The 19,099-nt window shown below is 67.0% G+C and carries 15 protein-coding genes; 4 read left to right on the top strand and 11 right to left on the bottom strand.

Annotation, left to right across the window (positions count from 1 at the left end; all coding sequences use genetic code 11):
* Positions 1–30: 30 nt before the first annotated feature.
* From V3B64_RS07770 to prpB, 8 genes are all read right to left on the bottom strand, one after another.
* Positions 31–4,938 (bottom strand): alpha-2-macroglobulin, encoded by a 4,908-nt coding sequence (locus tag V3B64_RS07770; protein WP_329913898.1) that lies wholly within the window; start codon positions 4,936–4,938, stop codon positions 31–33.
* A 227-nt stretch (positions 4,939–5,165) separates the two neighbouring features.
* Positions 5,166–6,626, bottom strand: a complete 1,461-nt coding sequence (locus tag V3B64_RS07765) for a bifunctional 2-methylcitrate dehydratase/aconitate hydratase (protein ID WP_121504635.1) — start codon at positions 6,624–6,626, stop codon at positions 5,166–5,168.
* A 124-nt stretch (positions 6,627–6,750) separates the two neighbouring features.
* Positions 6,751–7,929, bottom strand: a complete 1,179-nt coding sequence (prpF, locus tag V3B64_RS07760; RefSeq protein WP_121504636.1) for a 2-methylaconitate cis-trans isomerase PrpF — start codon at positions 7,927–7,929, stop codon at positions 6,751–6,753.
* Between the two features lie 173 nt (positions 7,930–8,102).
* The gene (locus V3B64_RS07755; protein WP_329913896.1) at positions 8,103–8,279 is read right to left on the bottom strand and encodes a type II toxin-antitoxin system RelE/ParE family toxin; all 177 of its coding nucleotides are present in this window, start codon (positions 8,277–8,279) and stop codon (positions 8,103–8,105) included.
* Entirely contained in the window at positions 8,266–8,523 is a 258-nt protein-coding gene (locus V3B64_RS07750; RefSeq protein WP_006384133.1) for a type II toxin-antitoxin system ParD family antitoxin, read from the bottom strand. Before V3B64_RS07750 ends, V3B64_RS07755 begins: the two co-directional genes overlap by 14 nt.
* A 100-nt stretch (positions 8,524–8,623) precedes the next feature.
* Positions 8,624–11,242 (bottom strand): Fe/S-dependent 2-methylisocitrate dehydratase AcnD, encoded by a 2,619-nt coding sequence (acnD, locus tag V3B64_RS07745; protein ID WP_121504638.1) that lies wholly within the window; start codon positions 11,240–11,242, stop codon positions 8,624–8,626.
* A gap of 97 nt (positions 11,243–11,339) precedes the next feature.
* A complete protein-coding gene (gene prpC, locus V3B64_RS07740; RefSeq protein WP_014038133.1) occupies positions 11,340–12,497 on the bottom strand; it encodes a 2-methylcitrate synthase in 1,158 nt (385 codons plus the stop codon).
* 36 nt (positions 12,498–12,533) lie between these two features.
* Positions 12,534–13,427: a methylisocitrate lyase gene (gene prpB / locus V3B64_RS07735; RefSeq protein ID WP_005418360.1), complete on the bottom strand. Its 894-nt coding sequence runs from the start codon at positions 13,425–13,427 to the stop codon at positions 12,534–12,536.
* A 153-nt stretch (positions 13,428–13,580) separates the two neighbouring features.
* On the opposite strand from prpB, the gene prpR reads away from it, so the two are divergent.
* Positions 13,581–15,164, top strand: a complete 1,584-nt coding sequence (gene prpR, locus V3B64_RS07730; protein WP_329913895.1) for a propionate catabolism operon regulatory protein PrpR — start codon at positions 13,581–13,583, stop codon at positions 15,162–15,164.
* Positions 15,165–15,242: 78 nt separating this feature from the next.
* On the opposite strand, the gene V3B64_RS07725 is transcribed toward prpR, so the two are convergent.
* The gene (locus V3B64_RS07725; protein ID WP_125895329.1) at positions 15,243–15,590 is read right to left on the bottom strand and encodes a hypothetical protein; all 348 of its coding nucleotides are present in this window, start codon (positions 15,588–15,590) and stop codon (positions 15,243–15,245) included.
* Positions 15,591–15,599: 9 nt separating this feature from the next.
* A complete protein-coding gene (gene pdxH, locus V3B64_RS07720; RefSeq protein ID WP_049401396.1) occupies positions 15,600–16,199 on the bottom strand; it encodes a pyridoxamine 5'-phosphate oxidase in 600 nt (199 codons plus the stop codon).
* Positions 16,200–16,239: 40 nt separating this feature from the next.
* Here pdxH and V3B64_RS07715 point away from each other — a divergent pair, with 40 nt between their 5' ends.
* On the top strand, positions 16,240–17,067 hold the full coding sequence (locus V3B64_RS07715; protein WP_329913894.1) for a kinase: 828 nt from the start codon (positions 16,240–16,242) through the stop codon (positions 17,065–17,067).
* Positions 17,068–17,073: 6 nt separating this feature from the next.
* Here V3B64_RS07715 and V3B64_RS07710 read toward each other — a convergent pair whose 3' ends face one another.
* Positions 17,074–17,277 (bottom strand): dodecin family protein, encoded by a 204-nt coding sequence (locus V3B64_RS07710; protein WP_005410663.1) that lies wholly within the window; start codon positions 17,275–17,277, stop codon positions 17,074–17,076.
* Positions 17,278–17,375: 98 nt separating this feature from the next.
* Between V3B64_RS07710 and V3B64_RS07705 the strand changes: the two genes are divergently transcribed.
* Together V3B64_RS07705 and aroB are read left to right on the top strand one after the other, a co-directional pair.
* Positions 17,376–17,918 carry a shikimate kinase gene (locus V3B64_RS07705; protein WP_032127802.1) on the top strand — a complete coding sequence of 181 codons (543 nt, stop codon included), beginning with the start codon at positions 17,376–17,378 and terminating at the stop codon, positions 17,916–17,918.
* Positions 17,915–19,027 (top strand): 3-dehydroquinate synthase, encoded by a 1,113-nt coding sequence (gene aroB, locus V3B64_RS07700; protein ID WP_329913893.1) that lies wholly within the window; start codon positions 17,915–17,917, stop codon positions 19,025–19,027. Before V3B64_RS07705 ends, aroB begins: the two co-directional genes overlap by 4 nt.
* The last annotated feature ends 72 nt before the right edge of the window (positions 19,028–19,099 follow it).

The raw sequence follows: 19,099 nt of genomic DNA, 5'->3' as shown, positions 1-19,099 counted from the left end.
GGGCCGCGCCGTCGCGGCCCGTCCGCGCGGTCACGGCTGCACCACCGTGATCGTGGTCGGGTTGCTGCGGCCGACGCCACGCAGCTGCGGCCGGTACATGTCCTCCACCAGCGGCGGCGGCACCGAGTAGGTTCCCGGCGTCACCGCACGCACCAGGTAGAACACGTTGGCCTTGCTGCCACGCGAGAGCTTCAGCGCGGCCACGTAGCGGTCGTCGCGGAACTCCTCGTGCTTGGTATCGGCAGCTTCTCCGCGGTCGCTGATGGTGATGCCATCGACCACCACGTCGGCCCACTGCTTGGCGTCGCCCAGGTTGAAGTTCTCGATCTCCAGGCCGGCCGGCAGCAGGTCGGTCAGCAGTGCATCGGGCATCGTGGTGTCGGCGGTGACGGTCACGCGCACGATCAGTGCTTCGCCTTCCTTCAGCGGGCGCGGCGACCACGGCTTGCCATCGGTGCCGTAGTAGCTGCGTTCGACACCCAGCACACTGTTGTCCGGCGCCGGTGCGCTGCGCGGGATGCCCGCCACGTCGATGCTGGCGAACATCGGCGGCTGGCCCTGCGGGGTGAAGCGTACGCCGCTGGCCAGTTCGCTGGCGCTGAAGTTGCGGCCGAACAGCTTGCGCTCGCCGATGGCTTCGGTGTTGCCACCAATCACCAGCTCACCGGCCACCAGCGCCTTCTGGTTGGCGGCGAGCGCCTTGCCGAGGCGGGCAATCGCCACCTGTTCCTGCGTGCTCAGCCACATCCAGCCGGCATTGCGGCGGGCATCCAGGCCACGGCCGAGATCGACCGCACGCGCGTCCCACGCGGGCTTGGCCAGCTTGTTTTCGTGGGTCAGCGCGATCATCAGCGCGTCATCACGGATGGCGCTGCCGTAGTCGCCGAAGTACGACGGGCGTTCGCTGCTGGACTTGGCGAAGGCCGCCGCCAGCGCGGCCTGGCCACGCTTGGCATCGCCCTGCAACGACAGCGCCACGCCCAGATGGACCAGCGACAGGCCACCGACCGCCTTGCTGCGCTCGTTGTCGTACAGCGTGCGCAGGGTACCCAGCGGCGCACGGTTGACCCGGGCCAGCACGTAGCCCGAATACGCCTGGTTGGCGAACTTCAGCTTCTCGCGGTCGTCCTGGCCGTAGAACTGGTTGCCACCGGACAGCAGGTCCTCGCTGAGCCGGTTCAGTGCCTTCTGCAGCACGTTGTCCGGCACCGCGAAACCGGCGTCCTTGGCATCGAGCAGGAACTCGGTGATGTACGGGGTCAGCCACGGGTTCACGTAGCCGTCGTCACCCCACATCGAGAAGTTGCCGTTGGCCACCTGCATCGACGCCAGGCGACCGAACGCACCTTCCATGCGTTCGCGACGGGTCTTGGCATCCAGGCCGTCGGCACCGAGCATCGACGATGTCGCCTGGTCCAGGATCAGCGCGGCGTAGCCCTTGCTGGTGGTCTGCTCGGCACAGCCATACGGGTAATTCAGCGCGCCCTGCAGTGCACTGGCGAACGGAATCGGCGGCAGCGGGCTGACCAGCAGGCGGGCATTCACCGACTCGGACATCAGGCCATCGGTCAGGCTGTTGTCGAGGCTGACCGCGGCCAGCGGATCGAGCGTGCGCACCTGCGAACGCAGCACCTGCGGCCACGCGGCACGCACCGGCAGTTCGTAGCGGCGGTCGGCCTTGAAGCCGTTGCCGTCCACACGTACGCGCACCTTGGCCACGCTGTGGCCCTCACGCGCGGACAGCGGGAAACTCAGCGTTGTCTTGGCATCGGCATTCAACTGCACGCTGCGGCTGCCCTCGCCCAGGTTCAGCGGGCCTTCGCTTTCCACCTTCACGTTGAACTGGCCCGGCTTGCCGGTGAAGTTCTGCACGTCCAGGGTCACCGTGCTGCGGTCGCCCGGGGCCAGCACGCGCGGCATGCTGGCTTCGGCCAGGATCGGCGCGCGCACCACGGTTTCCACGTCGCGCTTGCCGTACTGGTCATCGCTGTAGACCAGCGCCGACACCCGCAGGGTACCGTTGAAGTCCGGCACCTTCAGGCGGATGCGGGCGATGCCCTTGGCATCGAGCTGCACCGGGCCGGAGAACAGATCCACGGTCTGCACGCGCGCGGTCGGGCGCTTGGCCTGCGGCAATGCCTGCAGCGCCATGTCGCCACCGAACTTCAGCTTGCCGGCACCGCCGTCAAAGCTCTCGATCACCCGGCTGTAGATGTCATAGGCATCAATGCCGAGGCGACGCTGGGCGAAGAAGTGCGCACCGGCATCGGGCACCGGGAAGCGGGTGATGTTGAGGATGCCCACGTCCACCGCCGAGACGGTGACGTGCGCCATCTTGCCGGCCAGCTGCGGTGCACTGACCGTCACCGGCAGGTCCTGTTCCGGGCGCATCTGCTTGGGCGCCACCAGGCCGACCGCCACGGTGCGGCCCTTGCGGTCCATCGGCACATGCACCACGCCCACGGCACGGGCCGGGGTGATCTTGCTCGGCGCACTACCGCCGCGGAACACCAGTGCGGTGATGTAGACGTCGTGGCGCTCCCAGTCGGCGGTGACCGGAATCTTGAAGGTCGAACCCGGCTTGGCGTCGATGTCCTGCACGTACAGCATGCGGTCGGTCTCGACCATCAGGATGCCCTTGCCGGCATGCGGCGGGGTCACCGTCACTTCCAGGGTGTCACCGGCCTTGTAGCCGGTCTTGTCCAGGCCCAGCTTGACCTTGTCCGGGCGCGCGTCCAAACCGCGGTTGTCGTCGCCCCAGCTCCAGCCGGCACGGAACGGGTAGCGGCTGGTCAGGCTGGTGGACGGATCGAACACGTCCACCCGGTACTCGCCCCACTCCACCGGGAAATCGAAGGCGACCGCGCTGCTGCCGGCGTCGACGGTGCGGGTTTCCTTGTTCTCGAAGCGGCGGGTGAAGTCGTAGTCCCAGCGGTTGTCGTTGAAGGTCCAGTGGTAGTCGCGCAGCTCGCGCACCAGGGTGATCTTCAGGCCCTTGGCCGGCTGCGGCTTGCCGGCGGCATCCACGCGCATCAGCTCGAAGCGTGCATTGCCGTTGGAGTCGGCGCCATCCTCGGGGTTGAACAGCGGGCGCACGCCGACCAGCGCGTTGGCCGGCCACATCACCCGCTTCAGGGTACGGGTGACGGTACGGCCACCGGTTTCATACAGGCTGCCGGACAGCACCACGGCGATCGGTGCCTTGGCCTTGGCGGCCTCTTCCGGCAATGCCACATCCTCACGCAGCTGGCCGTTGGCCGGCAGCGTGGTGTCGATCACGTCCTTGGCTTCGCGCGGCAGCTGCAGGGTCGGGTCACCGAAGAAGTAGCCCGGCAGGCCTTCGACCGGCTGCTGCTCGGCGGCCACCGCCATGCGCGCAGTGAAGCGGTTGCCGTCGGCCGGCGCCCCGTACAGGTAGGCGCCATTGGCCTGCAGGCGCAGGTCCTCACCCGGCTTCAGCGTCTTCTGCGCGCTGTCCAGGTCCAGCTTCATGCGCTCGGGCAGGAACTCCTCGATGCGCAGGGTCATGCCCTGGATCGCTTCCTTGCTCGCCGGGTCGGTGCGGAACTCGACCTGCCAGCGCCCGGTCGGCGCCTCGGCGGGGATCACCTGCTCGAAGTTGATGTAGCCCTGCTCGCCCGGCTGCAGGCGGGTCTCGCGGAAGGTCTTGCCGTCGGGCTGCTTCAGGCGCAGGAACACCGGCTGAGCCTTGACCGGCTTGCCATCGTTGTCGCGCAGCAATGCGGACAGGCGCACGGTTTCGCCCGGGCGATACAGGTCGCGCCCGGACCAGGCATAGACGTCGAACCAGGCATTGTCACGGCCGGCCACGGCGAATTCGCTCAGGTCCAGCGCCGGCTGGTTGAACGGCAGGAAGCTGGTGTCCTTGCCTGTGCTGGCGACCAGCACGTGGGTGGCATCCAGCGTGTAGTTCAGCAGCGCATTGCCGTTGCCGTCGGTGCTGCCCTTCAGTACCACCTCGCCCTTGGCGTCGAGCACGCGCAGGTCGATGCCCTTCAGCGGCGCGCCGTCCTTGAGGCCGGCGGTGTGCACGAACAGCTTGTCCTTGTAGGCACGGGTATGCAGGCCGATGTCGCTGACCGAGAAGAACGCGGTATCGAACTCGCCTTCGTAGTCACCGGTGCGCTTGAGCAGGGCGAAGTACAGGCCCGGCTCCTGCAGTTCCTTGATGTCCTGGGTCGGCAGGTAGGTCAGCACCCGCTCGTTCTTCTTGCCGCCGAGGATGAAGCGGTTGACGTAGACCGGCTCGGCCAGCTTGTTGATCGGGCTGCGCTCGTAGTCGCTGCTCAGCTCCCAGCTGCCGCGGCGGCCACCGCGCTGGTACTGGCTGAAGAAGGTCGGCAGGTCCTTCTCGCGCACGCGCAGGAATTCGACGTCAACCTCGGGCACGTTCACCGAGACCACCGGCAGGCCACGGCTGTCCTTCGCCGGCAGCACGCTGCCCTGCGAGGCGAACCCGACCACCGGCTTCAGCTCGCCGCTGAACACCTTCTGCTTCAGTTCCTTGCCCAGGCGACTGCCATCGGCGGCCAGCAGGTCCGGCGAGACCACCAGGCTGAACTCCTTGCCAGCCTCGACGAACGGGTAACGCAGGGTCAGGCCGTCATCGGACAGCGTCCAGCTGCTGTCGTCGGTGCCGACCTTCTCTTCGAAGCGCACCAGCTTGTCGAAATCCTGGGTGCCCACCAGTGGGCGCGAGAATTCCAGCGCCAGCGACAGGCCGTCATTCTTCTGGTCCGGGTAGGCGCGCAGCAGGGTGAATTCCTTCACCTGCTCGGCCTGGGTGGTGATCGCTTCACCGCTGGCCTTGGGCAGCTGCCCGCTGTCGTTGCGGCAACCGGCCAGGCCCAGCAACAGGCCTCCTGCCAGTACCGCCGCCGCCCATCCCCACCGCTTCCGCCGTGCCGGACCGCTCATGTCGTCACTCCTTGATCGAGGCGGCCATTATAGGCAGGCCGCGTCAAGGTGTTGACGCGAATTCGGCAATTGCCCGGGCGGGTAGTGCCGGCCGCTGGCCGGCGGAACCGGTAGTCGCCAACCTTGGTTGGCGTCGGCTGTGCCAACCAAGGTTGGCACCTACCAAAGCAGGTGCAGCTACGTGCCCGGCAAGCAGGCGTGGCATCAGATCCGCCGAAGCGCGTTCCCTACCCCGGCAGGTACAGGTCCACGTAGTCGGTCACCGCCATCGCCGCCAGCGCCACTGGGTCCAGCGAGGCGGCCAGGATGCGCTGCTGCTGGGCGGTCGGGAAGCGGTGGGCCAGGTGCCGGCGGAACTTGTCCATCAGCAGCGGAATGCCCTCCCCGCGGCGCCGGGCGTGGCCCAGCGGATACTCCACCAGCACCTCCGGCAGTTCACTGCCATCGTTGAAGCGCACGCTCAGGCCGTTGGCGATGCTGCGCTTGTCCGGGTCCAGATAGTCGGCGCTGAGCTGCGGATCCTCGTGGCAGGCCACCTTTGCGCGCAGCGCGTCGATGCGCGGATCGGCGGCGACGTCGTCCTCATAGTCCTCGGCCACCAGCCGCCCATGCAGCAGCGCGATGGCGATCATGTACTGCACACAGTGGTCGCGGTCGGCCGGATTGTGCAGTGGGCCCCTCTTGTCGATGATGCGGATGCAGGCTTCCTGGGTGCGGATGGCGATGTGCGCGATATCCTCGACCTGCCGCCCCATCGCGCGCAATTGCTGGTGCAGCGCGATCGCTGCCTCCACCGCAGTCTGGCCGTGGAACTCGGCCGGGTAGCTGATCTTGAACAGCACGTTCTCCATCACATAGCTGCCCAGCGGCCGCTCCAGCGTCAGTGCCTGTCCATGCATGGACACAGCCTCGAAGCCCCAGGTCGGTGCACTGAGCACGCTCGGATAGCCCATTTCACCCGTTGCCGCGATCAGCGCCAGGCGTACGCCACGGCTGGTGGCATCGCCGGCGGCCCAGCTCTTGCGCGAACCGGTGTTGGGCGCGTGCCGGTAGGTCCGCAGCGCCTGGCCATCGACCCAGGCCAGCGACACTGCATTGAGCATGCGTTCGCGATCCAGCCCGAGCAGCTGCGCCACCACAGCGGTGGTGGCGACCTTGACCAGCACCACATGGTCCAGCCCGACCCGATTGAAGGAATTGTGCAGGGCCAGTACACCCTGGATCTCGTGCGCCTTGATCATCGCCAGCAGCACGTCGTGCACGGTCGGCGGCGGGCGGCGCAGGGCCTGCGCGTTGCGACCCAGCCAATCGCAGACGGCAAGGATGCCGCCCAGGTTGTCCGACGGATGGCCCCATTCGGCCGCCAGCCAGGTGTCGTTGAAATCCAGCCAGCGCACCATCGCGCCGAGGTTGAAGGCGGCCTGCACCGGATCCAGCACGTAGTGCGTACCCGGCACGCGCGCACCGTTGACCACGCTGATGCCCGGCACCAGAGGACCGAGCAGCTTGCTGCAGGCCGGGAAGGACAGCGCTTCCAGCCCGCAGCCCAGCGTATCAAGCAGGCAGTGGTGCGCGGTCTGGAACGCCAGCGGTGAGTCGATGCGTGCGTCGCGCACGTAATCGACGATGTCCACCAGCAGCGCATCCCACGCTGCACGCTCGTTGGATGGGGTGGGGCTGTCGGACATCGTCGATCTCCTCGTTACGGTGCACGGTTGCCCGTGCACCATGCCAACCAAGGTTGGCATCTACCAAAGCAATTGGTCACTGCGGCCCGGTAGTCGCCAACCTTGGTTGGCGTTTACCAACGCATCACTCGGCCGGCACCCGCACCTTGCCTTCCATCAGCACGCGGGCACTGCGGCTCATGATGGCCTTGCTTACTGTCCACTGGCCGTCAACGAGGCCGGCCTGCGCACCCACGCGCAACGTGCCGGAAGGATGACCGAAGGTCACTGCCTCGCGTTCACCACCACCGGCCGCCCGATTGACCAGGGTGCCCGGGATCGCTGCTGCGGTGCCGATCGCCACGGCGGCGGTACCCATCATCGCGTGGTGCAGCTTGCCCATCGACAATGCGCGCGCATGCAGATCGATGGCCGAGGCCGGAATGGCCTTGCCGCTGGATGACACATAGTCCTGCGCCGGTGCAACGAACGCCACCTTAGGCGTGTGCTGGCGGGTCGCAGCGTCTTCCAGGTTCTTGATCAGACCCATGCGCAAGGCGCCGTAGGCGCGGATGGTCTCGAATTTCTGCAGCGCGGCCTTGTCTTCGTTGATCGCCGGCTGCAGCTCGGTGCCGCTGTAGCCCAGATCGGCAGCGTTGAGGAAGATCGTCGGGATGCCAGCGGTGATCATCGTCACCTCGAAGCTGCCCACGCCGGGCACTTCCAGGGTATCGACCAGATTGCCGGTCGGGAACATCGCACCCGCATCGCCGTCATCGGACGGATCGATGAATTCCAGCTGGATCTCGGCCGCCGGGAAGGTCACGCCGTCCAGCTCGAAATCGCCGATCTCCTGCACTTCGCCATCGCGCATCGGCACGTGCGCGATGATGGTCTTGCCGATGTTGGCCTGCCAGATGCGCACGGTGCACAGGCCGTCACGCGGTACCCGGGCCGGATCGATCAGACCGTTGGCGATTGCGAACGGACCCACCGCAGTGCTGAGATTGCCGCAGTTGCCGCTCCAGTCGACGAAGGCGGTGTCGATCGCCACCTGACCGTACAGATAGTCGACATCGTGATCCGGCACTGAGGCGGTGGAGATGATCACGCACTTGCTGGTGCTGGACGTTGCACCGCCCATGCCGTCGGTCTGCTTGCCGTACGGATCAGGCGAGCCGATCACGCGCATCAGCAGCGCATCGCGTGCGGCGCCCGGCACCTGTGCGGCTTCGGGCAGGTCCTGCAGGCGGAAGAACACGCCCTTGCTGGTGCCACCGCGCATGTAGGTGGCCGGAATACGGAGTTGCGGGAGGAAGGTCATCGTCGAATCCACGCGTTTGAATTTCAGGAAATGTCTTGCATCAGTGCGTCAAGACCACGATCAATGCACCACACACGCATGATGTCCACGCGGTCCGGTAGATCGAGGTAATAGACGAGGTAGCGTTCGAAGCCCGGAACCAGCATGAAGCGCAACGGCACCGGCAACTGTGCTCAGAGGTCGGCGTGCCGGGTGGAACCCGAGCCAGGAAACACCGCGATGCGTTGAAGCGTGGCCTCCAACTCGGCGAGAAAGCGCCGACCCAGCACCAGCCCACCCTGCCGTGCGAACCATAGCGCGGCATCGGCTGCGTCGGCTTCGGCCCTGGGCCTCCATTCAATCGCCTTCACGCTCCATCCTTTCGGTCAGTTCGCGACGCATCCGCTCGAATGTGGCCGCAGTCACCGGAACGGCAGGCCCAGAAGCCAGCCCCTCGGCAATCAACTGCTTGAGCAGCTCTTCAGCCTTGCTGCGCTGACGCTGGCGGATCAGGTCACGCACATAATCCGACGTACTGGAGTAGCCGCCTTCGCGCACTTCCTCGTCCACGAACTGCTTGAGCGGATCGGTCAGCGAAATGTTCATGGTGGCCATGAAACTCTCCTTTGGCAGTTTTTGCCAAGTCAGTGTGCGCCCTGCCCTGGTGTCGGACAAGTCCGCCCCCGGCCTCCGGGGGCAGGCATTCAGTCCGGCATCACGCCACCTTGGCGCCTTCCAGGAAGTCCTGGGCGAAGCGCTGCAGCACGCCGCCGGCCTCGTAGATCGCCACTTCCTCGTCGCTGTCCAGGCGGCAGGTGACCGGCACGAGCACGTCCTGGCCGTCGCGGCGGTGGATGACCAGGGTCAGCTCGGCGCGCGGGGTGCGCTCGCCGATCACGTCGAAGGTCTCGGTGCCGTCGATGCCCAGGGTCAGGCGGGTGGTGCCCGGCTTGAACTCCAGCGGCAGCACGCCCATGCCGATCAGGTTGGTACGGTGAATCCGTTCGAAGCCTTCGGCCGCGATCGCCTCCACGCCGGCCAGGCGCACGCCCTTGGCGGCCCAGTCACGCGAGCTGCCCTGGCCGTAGTCGGCACCGGCGATGATGATCAGCGGCTGCTTGCGGTCCATGTAGGTTTCGATCGCTTCCCACATGCGCATCACCTTGCCTTCCGGCTCCACGCGCGCCAGCGAACCCTGCTTCACGCTGCCGTCGTCGTTGCGCACCATCTCGTTGAACAGCTTCGGGTTGGCGAAGGTGGCGCGCTGCGCGGTCAGGTGGTCACCGCGGTGGGTGGCGTAGGAATTGAAGTCCTCTTCCGGCAGGCCCATCTTCGCCAGGTACTCACCGGCGGCACTGGACGCCAGGATCGCGTTGGACGGCGACAGGTGGTCGGTGGTGATGTTGTCCGGCAGCACCGCCAGCGCGCGCATGCCAGACAGCGTGCGCTCACCGGCCAGTGCGCCCTCCCAGTACGGCGGACGGCGGATGTAGGTGCTCTGCGGGCGCCAGTCGTACAGCGGGCTGACCGCCGCACCGTGCTCCACGCGCACGTTGAACATCGGGTTGTAGACCTTGCGGAACTGCTCCGGCTTCACCGAGGCCTTCACCACCGCGTCGATCTCGGCATCACTCGGCCAGATGTCCTTCAGGCGCACCTCACTGCCATCGGCATCCACGCCCAGCACGTCCTTCTCGATATCGAAGCGCACGGTGCCGGCGATGGCATAGGCGATCACCAGCGGCGGCGAAGCCAGGAAGGCCTGCTTCGCATACGGGTGGATGCGGCCATCGAAGTTGCGGTTGCCCGACAACACGGCGGTGGAATACAGGTCGCGATCGATGATTTCCTGCTGGATCTTCGGGTCCAGCGCACCGCTCATGCCGTTGCAGGTGGTGCAGGCGAAGGCGACGATGCCGAAGCCGAGCTTTTCCAGGTCCGGCAGCAGGCCGGCCTCTTCCAGGTACAGCTGCACCGCCTTCGAACCCGGCGCCAGCGACGACTTCACCCACGGCTTGCGCAGCAGGCCACGCTCGTTGGCCTTGCGCGCCAGCAGTGCGGCGGCGATCACGTTGCGCGGATTGGACGTATTGGTGCAGCTGGTGATGGCGGCGATGATCACCGCGCCGTCGGGCATCAGCCCCTGCGCCTGCTCGGCCTTGCCCGCTTCCAGCTTGGCTTCGTCGGCGATGCCGCGCTCGGCCAGCTCGGCGGTCGCCACGCGCTTGTGCGGGTTGGACGGGCCGGCCATGTTGCGCACCACGCTGGACAGGTCGAAGCGCAGCACACGCTCGTATTGTGCGGTGGCCAGGTCATCGGCCCAGAGGCCGGTGGTACGGGCGTAGTTCTCCACCAGCGCCACCTGCGATTCCTCGCGGCCGGTCAGGCGCAGGTAATCGATGGTCTGCCCGTCGATGTAGAACATCGCGGCGGTCGCGCCGTACTCCGGGCACATGTTGGAAATGGTGGCGCGGTCACCGATGGTCAGTGCCGCAGCACCCTCGCCGAAGAATTCAAGATACGCACCGACCACGCGCTCCTTGCGCAGGAACTCGGTCAGCGCCAGCACCACGTCGGTGGCAGTGATGCCCGGCTGCGGCCTGCCGGTCAGCTCGACACCGATGATGTCCGGCAGACGCATCCACGAGGCGCGGCCCAGCATCACGTTCTCGGCTTCCAGGCCGCCAACACCAATCGCGATCACGCCCAGTGCATCCACGTGCGGGGTATGGCTGTCGGTACCCACGCAGGTATCCGGGAAGGCCACGCCGTCCTGCACGTAGACCACCGGCGACATCTTCTCCAGGTTGATCTGGTGCATGATGCCGTTGCCCGGCGGAATCACGTCCACGTTCTCGAACGCCAGCTTGGTCCAATCGATGAAGTGGAAACGGTCTTCGTTGCGGCGATCCTCGATGGCGCGGTTCTTCTCGAACGCCTGCGGATCGAAACCACCGCACTCCACCGCCAGCGAGTGATCGACGATCAGCTGCACCGGCACCACCGGATTGACCTTGGCCGGGTCACCGCCCTTGTCGGCGATCGCATCACGCAGGCCAGCCAGGTCGACCAGTGCGGTCTGGCCGAGGATGTCGTGGCAGACCACGCGTGCCGGGAACCACGGGAAGTCGAGGTCGCGGCGGCGCTCGATCAGCTGCTTCAGCGAATCGCCAAGCGTAGCCGGATCGCAGCGACGCACCAGGTTCTCGGCCAGCACGCGCGAGGTGTACGGCAGGGTGGCATAGGCGCCAGGCTGGATCGCATCGACAGCGGCGCGCGCGTCGAAATAATCCAGCGTGCTGCCGGGGAGGTTCTTGCGGTAATCGGTATTCATGGGCTGGCGGAGTGCTTGAGGCGGGCCGGGTGCCGGCGGTGCGGCGGCGAAAGCATCCGGCCGGCACGGGGCCGGCCGGATGGGTACAGCAGGGGGATCAGACGCGCTTGTCGATGGCGACGAAGTCGCGGTCTTCCGGACCGATGTAGTTGGCGCTCGGGCGGATGATCTTGCCGTCGATGCGCTGCTCGACGATGTGCGCGCTCCAGCCGGCGGTGCGGGCGATCACGAACAGCGGGGTGAACATCGCGGTCGGCACGCCCATCATGTGGTAGCTGACGGCACTGAACCAGTCCAGGTTCGGGAACATCTTCTTGATGTCCCACATCACCGATTCCAGGCGCTCGGCAATGTCGTACATCTTCATACTGGACTGCTCTTCGGACAGCTCGCGGGCCACGTCCTTGATCACCTTGTTGCGCGGATCGGAGACGGTGTACACCGGGTGGCCGAAACCGATCACCACTTCCTTGCGCTCGACACGGGCCTTGATGTCTTCCTCGGCTTCATCCGGGTTGTCGTAGCGCTTCTGCACTTCGAACGCCACTTCGTTGGCGCCGCCATGCTTCGGGCCGCGCAACGCGCCGATGCCACCGCAGATCGCGCTGTACATGTCGCTGCCGGTGCCGGCGATGACGCGGCAGGTGAAGGTCGAGGCGTTGAACTCGTGCTCGGCGTACAGGATCAGCGAGGTATGCATCGCCTTCACCCACGATTCCTGCGGCTTCTCGCCGTGCAGCAGGTGCAGGAAGTGGCCACCGATCGAGTCATCGTCGGTTTCCACGTCGATGGCGCGGCCGTTGTGGCTCCAGTGGTACCAGTACAGCAGCATCGAACCGAGGCAGGCCATCAGCTTGTCGGCGATGTCACGCGCGCCCGGATGGTTGTGATCGTCCTTCTCCGGCGCCACGCAGCCGAGCACGGACACGCCGGTGCGCATCACGTCCATCGGGTGCGCCGACGGCGGCAGTTCTTCCAGCGCCGCCTTCACCGCGGCCGGGATGCCACGCAGCGACTTCAGCTTGGCCTTGTACGAAACCAGCTCGGCGCGGGTCGGCAGCTTGCCGTGCACCAGCAGATAGGCGATTTCCTCGAACTCGCTGGTGTTGGCCAGGTCCAGGATGTCGTAGCCACGGTAGTGCAGATCGTTGCCACTACGGCCCACGCTGCACAGCGCGGTGTTGCCGGCGGCGGTGCCGGACAGGGCGACGGACTTCTTCGGCTTGAAGGTCGGGGTTGCGGTCGTATCGTTCATGTTTCCCTCCGAAAACTTGATGGTGCAGGGTACTGCTTATTTCTTGGCGGCGAACAGTGCATCGAGCTGCTGCTCGAAGGCGTGGTAGCCGATGCGGTCGTAGAGTTCTTCGCGGGTCTGCATGGTCTCCACCACATTGCGCTGGTGGCCATCGCGGCGCACCGCCTGGTAGACGTTCTCGGCAGCCTTGTTGGCGGCGCGGAAGGCAGACAGCGGGAACAGCTGGATGGCGACGCCGGCCGAGGCCAGTTCATCGCGGCTGAACAGCGGGGTGGCACCGAATTCGGTGATGTTGGCCAGCACCGGTACCTTCACCGCGTCGACGAAGCGGCGGTAGGTGTCCAGGTCGTAGGCGGCCTCGGCGAAGATGCCGTCGGCACCCGCCTCAACGCAGGCGATGGCGCGCTCGATGGCCTTGTCCACGCCGTCCACCTGGATGGCGTCGGTGCGCGCGATCAGGAAGAAGTCCGGATCGGTCTTGGCATCGGCAGCCGCCTTCACGCGGTCGACCATTTCACCCTGCGAGACGATCTCCTTGCCCGGGCGGTGACCGCAGCGCTTGGCGCCGACCTGGTCCTCGATGTGGCAGGCGGCCGCGCCGGCCTTGATCAGCGACTTCACGGTGCGCGCGATGTTGAACGCGCTCGGGCCGAAGCCGGTGTCGATGTCGACCATCAGCGGCAGGTCGCAGACATCGGTGATGCGGCGCACGTCCACCAGCACGTCTTCCAGGGTATTGATGCCCAGGTCCGGCAGGCCCAGCGAGCCTGCGGCAACGCCGCCGCCGGACAGGTAGATGGCACGGAAGCCGGCGCGCTTGGCCAGCAGGGCATGGTTGGCGTTGATCGCGCCGATCACCTGCAGCGGCGATTCGGCAGCCAGCGCCTCACGGAAGCGGGCACCGGCGGAGAAAGGGGCGGAAGCGGTCATGCGGCAATCCAGGTTGAAGAACGGATGGGTAGGCGCAAGCACCATGCCAAGCTGCAAGCCGTTGATTTCACGGACATGACCGTCACTCAACAGTGAAACATATGAAACACTGAAACAGATGTATCATGAAACATCTCGCCCGTACCCGCCGCCATGTATCTGCCCCGCTCACCCCTGCGCCATGCCGATGCCGACCCCGGCCGCCCGGTGATCTGGACGGTCAGCGTCTCGCGACTGACCGGCCTGCTCGGCGACGTCATTCCCGAGTTCGACCGCCGCGCGCGCATCGAGCAGATCAACCTCGGCTTCGAGGAAGCGGTGGAGGTGATCGGCCAGCGCCTGCGCCGCGAGCATTGCGATGTGGTGATTGCCGGCGGCTCCAACGCCGCCTGGCTGCGCGGCCGGTTGGAGCTGCCACTGGTGCCGATCCAGGCCAACGGCTTCGACCTGATGGAAGCACTGGCCCGTGCCCGCCGCATCGCCAGCCGCATCGGCCTGGTCACCCACGCCAGCGACGTGCCGGTGTTCAGCAACTTCCAGCAGAGTTTCGGCCTGGATATCGAGCATCGGCGTTTCGTCACCCGCGAGGATGCGCGCGACTGCATCGCCGATCTGCGCGCCAACGGCATCGAAGTGATCGTCGGCACCGGCATGGCCATCGACCACGCCGAACAGGCCGGCCTGCCCGGGGTGCTGCTGTACTCCGCCGACTCGGTGCGACAGGCGTTCGAACATGCGCTGGAACTGACCCAGACCCTGGCACGTTCCAGTGGCAATCGGCCTAGCCCACGTCGGCGCCTGGCAGCGCGCGCCGATGCGCATGAACTGCTCGGCGACAGCGACGCGATGACGCAGGTGCGCGCGCAGATCGCGCTCTACGCCCCACATGACAGCACCGTACTGGTCAGCGGCGAAACCGGCACCGGCAAGGAACTGGTGGCGCGCCAGCTGCACGCCGCCAGCGGCCGTCGAGGCCGCTTCGTCGCGTTGAACTGCGGCGCGATCAGCGAATCGCTGCTGGAAGCGGAGCTGTTCGGCTACAGCGATGGGGCATTCACCGGCGCACGCCGTGGCGGCCGTGTCGGCCTGATCGAGGCCGCAGACGGTGGCACCCTGTTCCTGGACGAAATCGGCGAACTGCCGCTACCGCTGCAGACCCGCCTGCTGCGCGTACTGGAAGAACGCGAGGTACTGCGCGTGGGCGCCACCGAACCGACCCCGGTGGACCTGCGCGTGGTGGCCGCCACCCTGCAGTCGCTGGAGCAGCGCGCAGCAACCGGCAGCTTCCGTCGCGACTTGTATTACCGCTTGGCCGCACTGCGCATTGCCCTGCCGCCGCTGCGCGCGCGGCGCAGTGATATCCCGCTGCTGGCGCAGCACTTCTTCCGCCAGCTGCGTGGCATCGATGCGCCACTGGATGAGGATGCGCTGGCGGTGCTGACCGCCGCCAGTTGGCCAGGCAACGTGCGTGAGCTGCGTAATCTGGTGGATCGGCTACGCATCCACTGGCAGCCCGGTGAAGGGCTGATCGATGCTGCGCGACTGCTGCAGCTGGCACCCGAACTGGTGAATGAGGGCGCTGTAGCATTGCCGGTGGAAAGCAACGGGAAGCGCCCGCCGCGTGCGCAGCTGGAGACGCTGCTGCAGGAACATCGCAATGATCGCGAGGGGATGGCGCAGGCGCTGGGCGTCTCACGCACCACGCTGTGGCGCTGGCTGCGCGCGGAGGGGTTGTAACCACTCGTTGCCTGGTGGGTGCGAACCTTGGTTCGCACCGCTCTTCCGTCAAGCATCTCATCCACGCATGGCGTGGATCTACCTGGCCAGCAGCAGCTCGATTTCCTCCACCTGCACCACCGGCACCTGCCACGGGTGATGCGGCACGATGCCCTGTTCGAAGATGCGCTGCAGCCGCTGCGGATTCCGAGGCAGGCAGAATTCCAGGCGCACGCTGTCGACCACTTCGGTGCGGCCCGCCTCACCCTGCACGGGCGACGCACCCACGCGCGGGCGGAACTGCTCGAACCCCGGCGCCGACCACCACATCCCGTGCTCGTAGTCGCCGGCCGCCAGCGCGTCCACCGCGAGGATGCCCTGCTTCACTGCATCCAGTGCTGCCGACGGCACGAACACCACCACACGGTACAGCGGCAGGCGTTGCATCAGGTTGCCTTACGGATACAGCAGGCGCTTGCTCCAGCGCCCTTCGGCACCGGCTTCATAGCACCAGCGTTCGTGCAGGCGGAACTGCGCGCCATACCAGAACTCGATGCGGTCAGGCACCACGCGCAGGCCGCTCCAGCCCTCCGGGCGCGGCACGTCCTTGCCCTCGAAGCGGGCTTCGACCTCGGCCACGCGCGCATCGAATTCCTCGCGCGTTGCCAGCGTCTTCGACTGCTGCGAGGCCCAGGCGCCGATCTGGCTCATGCGCGGGCGGCTGGCGAAATAGGCATCGGCTTCAGCATCGGCGACCTGCTCGACACGGCCTTCGATGCGCACCTGGATACCCGCCTCGCGCAGGCTGCGCCACAGGAACAACAGCGCGGCCTGCGGATTGGCCTGCAGCTCCTGGCCCTTGTGGCTGTCCAGGTGGGTATAGAAGACGAAGCCACGCTCGTCGAAGGCCTTCAGCAGCACGGTACGCGCCGAGGGACGGCCCTGCGTATCGGCGGTGGCCACGGTCATCGCATTCGGCTCGACCTCGCGGCTCTGCTTGGCCTCGTCGAACAGGCCGGCAAACGTGGACAGGGCTTCGGCGTACAGGTCGCTCATGATTGCGTTCTTCTCACACGGATTGGGCTATTGTGGCTGCATGGCCGCTGCTGCGTATATGCCCCAGGTGAAAGGATTCCCCGAAACATTGGCCGAACAGGCGCTGGATGAAGCGCTGGGCAGCGGTGCAGCGATTCCAGTATTGGCGATCAGCGGCCTGCAGGGGAGCGGCAAATCGACGCTGGCCGCGCAGGTGGTGGCGCGCGCCCAGGCACGCGGCCTGAACGCGGCCACGCTGTCGATCGATGACGTCTACCTCACCCGTGCGCAGCGCCAGCGACTGGCCCGCCAGGTGCATCCGCTGCTGATCACCCGCGGGCCGCCCGGCACCCACGACCTGCCGCTGGCCCACGGCGTGCTGGACGCGGTGGCCGCACGCCAGCCCTTCGCGATGCCACGATTCGACAAGCTGGCCGATGAACGCCTGCCCGAGGCTCAGTGGCCGCAGCTGCAGCAGCCATTGGACCTGCTGGTGTTCGAAGGCTGGTTCCTCGGCACACCGGCGCAGGATGACAACGCACTGGACAGCCCGCTGAACGCACTGGAGCGCGAGGCCGACGCCGATGGCCGTTGGCGCCGCTGGTGCAACCAGGCGCTGGCCCGCGACTACCCGGCGTTGTGGCAGCGCTGCGACCGCCTGTGGTTCCTGCAGCCGCCGGATTTCTCGGTGGTACCACGCTGGCGCTGGCAGCAGGAGCAGAACCTGCAGGCCGCGCAGCCGGGCCGGCACGGCATGAGCCGGCCTCAGCTGGAACGCTTCGTGCAGTACTACGAGCGGGTCAGCCGGCAGGCACTGCGCGCCCTGCCCGCCCTGGCCGACCACGTGGTGGTGCTGGACGGCCAGCGCCAGGTGCAGGACGTACGCTGAGCGCGCCTATTCCACCAGGAAGGTTACACGCAGGTTGACCCGCCATTCGGTGATTTCGCCGCTGCCATTGGTGACCACCTTGGTCTCGTTCACCCAGGCGCCCTGGATGCCCTTGACCGTCTCGGAAACCTTCTTCAGCCCGCTGCGCACGGCGTCTTCCACGCTTTTGGGCGAGGAGGCGGTGATTTCGATGACCTTGGCGACCGTCATGGCCTGTACTCCGGCTGGCGCGGGAGACCCCGCAGGAACGCCTACCCTGACGTGAAGAACGTAAAGGCAAGGGCACGGAGGTGTTAGCATCAGAGGGCATGAATCCTGCTCCGAACCTGATCCTGATCGGCCCGATGGGCGCCGGCAAAACCTGCATCGGCCGCCGCCTGGCCGAGCGCTTCACGCTGGACTTCGTCGATGTCGACCAGGCCATCGTCGATGCCGCCGGCGCCAGCATCCCGACCATCTTCGAGCACTCGGGTGAAACCGGCTTCCGCAGCCATGAGCGCGAAGCCTTGGCCCGTGTGCTGGAAGGCCGCGGCCAGCTGGTTTCCACTGGTGGAGGCGCCGTACTCGATCCGGATAACCGCGCCCTGATTGCCCAGCGCGGCTTCGTGGTCTACCTGCGGGTCAGCGTGGCCGCGCAGCTGGAACGCCTGGCCCGCGACAAAGGCAGGCCACTGCTGCAGCGCCCGGACCGCGAGCAGGTGCTGCACGATCTGGCTGCTCACCGCGACCCGCTGTACCGCGAACTGGCCGACCTCACCCTCGATACCGACCCGTACACCGCTGCCGACGCGACCGCCCACCTGGTGGTCAAGCTGGCCACGCAATGGCAGCGCCAGGACCTGACCGCATGACTTCCCCCGCCCTGCTGCAGGTCGCCGTTGACGGCGACCGCCCCTACTCCATCACCATCGGCGCTGGTGCCCAGACCGACGGCACCGCGCTGGCCTCGCATGTGCGCGGCCGCCACGTGCTGCTGCTCAGCGACAGCGAAGTGGCTCCGCGCTACCTGGCAGCCGTGAAGCAGACGCTGCTGGCCGCACGCCCCGACCTGATCGTCGGCGAGCACGTGCTGGCCGCCGGCGAAGCCTCCAAGACCCTGGCCGAATTCGGCCGCGCGATCGAAGCGCTGGCCGCGCTCGGCGCCACCCGGGATGCCTGCGTGTTCGCCCTCGGTGGCGGCGTGGTCGGTGATCTCGCCGGTTTTGCCGCGGCCTGCTGGATGCGCGGCGTGGACTGCGTGCAGCTTCCGACCACCCTGTTGGCGATGGTCGATTCGTCGGTGGGCGGCAAGACCGCGGTCGACATTCCGGCCGGCAAGAACCTGGTCGGCGCATTCCATCCGCCGCGCGCGGTCATTGCCGATACCCGCGTGCTGGCCACCCTGCCGCCGCGCGAGCTGCGCGCCGGCCTGGCCGAAGTGGTGAAGTACGGCGCGCTGGGCGATGCAGTGTTCTTCGAATGGCTGCAGCAGCATGCCGATGCGCTGCTGGCCGGCGAAGACAACGTGCTTTCTGAAGCCATCGCGCGCAGTTGCCGGCACAAGGCCGCCATCGTCGAGCGCGATCCGTTCGAGAAGGGGGAACGTGCCCTGCTCAACCTGGGACACACCTTCGGCCACGCCATCGAGACCGAACAGGGCTACTCCGCCCCCGGCCGCGATGCGCTGAACCATGGCGAGGCGGTGGCGGTGGGCATGGTGCTGGCGGCGAAGCTGTCCACCGACCTGGGCCTGGCCGACGATGCCGACCGTGCGCGCCTGCAGGCCCTGCTGGAGCGTCTGGGCCTGCCGGTGACGATCCCGGCGGGGCTGGACCCGCAGGCCCTGCTCGGCCGCATGCGGCTGGACAAGAAGAACGTGGCCGGCCGCCTGCGCCTGGTGCTGTGGCGTGGCATGGGCCGCGCCGAAGTGGTGCCGGACGTGGATGAGGCAGCGGTGCTGAAGGTGCTGTCGGCCCGGTAGTGCCGGCCAACGGCCGGCACCAGCGCGTTGGGGCCGGGGGCCCCCTGGCCCCGCGACACTCGGCGCCCTGCC

Source organism: Stenotrophomonas sp. SMYL86 (assembly GCF_036320025.1).
Lineage (GTDB): Bacteria > Pseudomonadota > Gammaproteobacteria > Xanthomonadales > Xanthomonadaceae > Stenotrophomonas > Stenotrophomonas maltophilia_A.
Note: the sequence above shows the minus strand (reverse complement) of the source record. Positions and strands in the feature narration are given on the sequence as shown.

Excerpts from the sequence above, each read along its gene's own strand:
- V3B64_RS07770 (WP_329913898.1), bottom strand. The coding sequence starts at position 4,938 with ATGAGCGGTCCGGCACGGCGGAAGCGGTGGGGATGGGCGGCGGCGGTA.
- V3B64_RS07765 (WP_121504635.1), bottom strand. The coding sequence starts at position 6,626 with ATGTCCGACAGCCCCACCCCATCCAACGAGCGTGCAGCGTGGGATGCG.
- prpF (WP_121504636.1), bottom strand. The coding sequence starts at position 7,929 with ATGACCTTCCTCCCGCAACTCCGTATTCCGGCCACCTACATGCGCGGT.
- V3B64_RS07750 (WP_006384133.1), bottom strand. The coding sequence starts at position 8,523 with ATGGCCACCATGAACATTTCGCTGACCGATCCGCTCAAGCAGTTCGTG.
- acnD (WP_121504638.1), bottom strand. The coding sequence starts at position 11,242 with ATGAATACCGATTACCGCAAGAACCTCCCCGGCAGCACGCTGGATTAT.
- prpC (WP_014038133.1), bottom strand. The coding sequence starts at position 12,497 with ATGAACGATACGACCGCAACCCCGACCTTCAAGCCGAAGAAGTCCGTC.
- prpB (WP_005418360.1), bottom strand. The coding sequence starts at position 13,427 with ATGACCGCTTCCGCCCCTTTCTCCGCCGGTGCCCGCTTCCGTGAGGCG.
- prpR (WP_329913895.1), top strand. The coding sequence starts at position 13,581 with ATGTATCTGCCCCGCTCACCCCTGCGCCATGCCGATGCCGACCCCGGC.
- V3B64_RS07725 (WP_125895329.1), bottom strand. The coding sequence starts at position 15,590 with ATGCAACGCCTGCCGCTGTACCGTGTGGTGGTGTTCGTGCCGTCGGCA.
- pdxH (WP_049401396.1), bottom strand. The coding sequence starts at position 16,199 with ATGAGCGACCTGTACGCCGAAGCCCTGTCCACGTTTGCCGGCCTGTTC.
- V3B64_RS07715 (WP_329913894.1), top strand. The coding sequence starts at position 16,240 with ATGGCCGCTGCTGCGTATATGCCCCAGGTGAAAGGATTCCCCGAAACA.
- V3B64_RS07710 (WP_005410663.1), bottom strand. The coding sequence starts at position 17,277 with ATGACGGTCGCCAAGGTCATCGAAATCACCGCCTCCTCGCCCAAAAGC.
- V3B64_RS07705 (WP_032127802.1), top strand. The coding sequence starts at position 17,376 with ATGAATCCTGCTCCGAACCTGATCCTGATCGGCCCGATGGGCGCCGGC.
- aroB (WP_329913893.1), top strand. The coding sequence starts at position 17,915 with ATGACTTCCCCCGCCCTGCTGCAGGTCGCCGTTGACGGCGACCGCCCC.